1 protein-coding gene is annotated in these 1,178 nt (G+C 61.1%); it reads left to right on the top strand.

What is annotated here, in order from left to right; translation table 11 throughout:
• Positions 1-72 precede the first annotated feature (72 nt).
• Positions 73-1,041: an IS5 family transposase gene (locus tag AC07VY_RS26535; protein ID WP_495100136.1), complete on the top strand. Its 969-nt coding sequence runs from the start codon at positions 73-75 to the stop codon at positions 1,039-1,041.
• The last annotated feature ends 137 nt before the right edge of the window (positions 1,042-1,178 follow it).

The following is a 1,178-nucleotide window of genomic DNA, read 5'->3' as shown; positions in this document are numbered from 1 at the left end:
GGCAACGCTGAATAAGTCCCGAGCTGGCGCGTGATTTGCATGTTTGCGTTCCTCATTCTTGAGGAGGTAGGGATGAAGCAGCAGACTCTGGCAATGGCGGCGGATCTTGGGTTCGAAAGCTACCGCAAACCCACACGGCGCGACGAGTTCCTTGCGACCATGAACACGATTGTTCCGTGGTCCGCCCTGTGTGGGGTCATCGAACCCCATTACCCCAAGGCCGGCAACGGACGCCCTCCCATAGGGCTGGAGCGCATGTTGCGCATCCACTTCATCCAGCACTGGTTCAATCTGGCCGACCTGGCCTGCGAGGAGGCTCTGTACGACAGCGCCAGCCTGCGCCGCTTCGTCGGCATCGACCTGGGGCGCGAGCCCGTGCCGGATGCCACCACCCTGCTCAAGTTCCGCCGACTCATCAACGAGCACAAACTGGGTGAGGCCCTGTTTGCACAGGTCGGACAAGAGCTGCAGGCACGGGGCTTCAAAGTCAACACTGGCACCATCGTGGATGCCACCCTCATCAGCGCCCCCAGCTCGACCAAGAACGCGGATAAGGCCCGTGACCCCGAGATGCACCAGACCCGCAAGGGCCAGCAGTGGTACTTTGGCATGAAGCTGCATATCGGTGTGGACAGCCAAAGCGGGCTGGCCCATAGCGGCGTGGTCACGCCCGCCAACGTGCATGACAAACACCCCTTGCCCGAACTGCTGCATGGCAACGAGCGGCGCGTCTATGGCGACTCGGCCTATGCCAGTCAGAAGGGCTTGATCCGGGCCAAGGCACCGAAGGCCCGGGACTTCACGAATCAACGCAGCCGGCGTAACGGCGTGGTCGATGAGGTGGTGCGGTGCAAGAACCGCAACAAATCCAAGATACGCGCCCGGGTAGAACACGTCTTTGCCGTGGTCAAGCGGCTGTGGGGATTCAGCAAGGTGCGTTACCGCGGCTTGCACAAGAATGCCACGAGGGCGTTCACCGCCTTGGCGCTAGCCAACATCTACCTAAGCCGCAGCCAGCTGCTGGCACAGGTACGCCCGTGAGGGCAGCATGCAGGTCGAATGACCTGCCATACGAGGTTCAAAGCCTATCCAAACCAGCCCACTGAACGCCCAAGTGGCCGAAATCGGACCCTGGTAGATGCATGGGCCTATTTTGAAGAGGCTTGTTCAGCGTTGCC

The sequence above is a fragment of the Rhodoferax sp. GW821-FHT02C08 genome, assembly GCF_059421805.1.
Note: the sequence above shows the minus strand (reverse complement) of the source record. Positions and strands in the feature narration are given on the sequence as shown.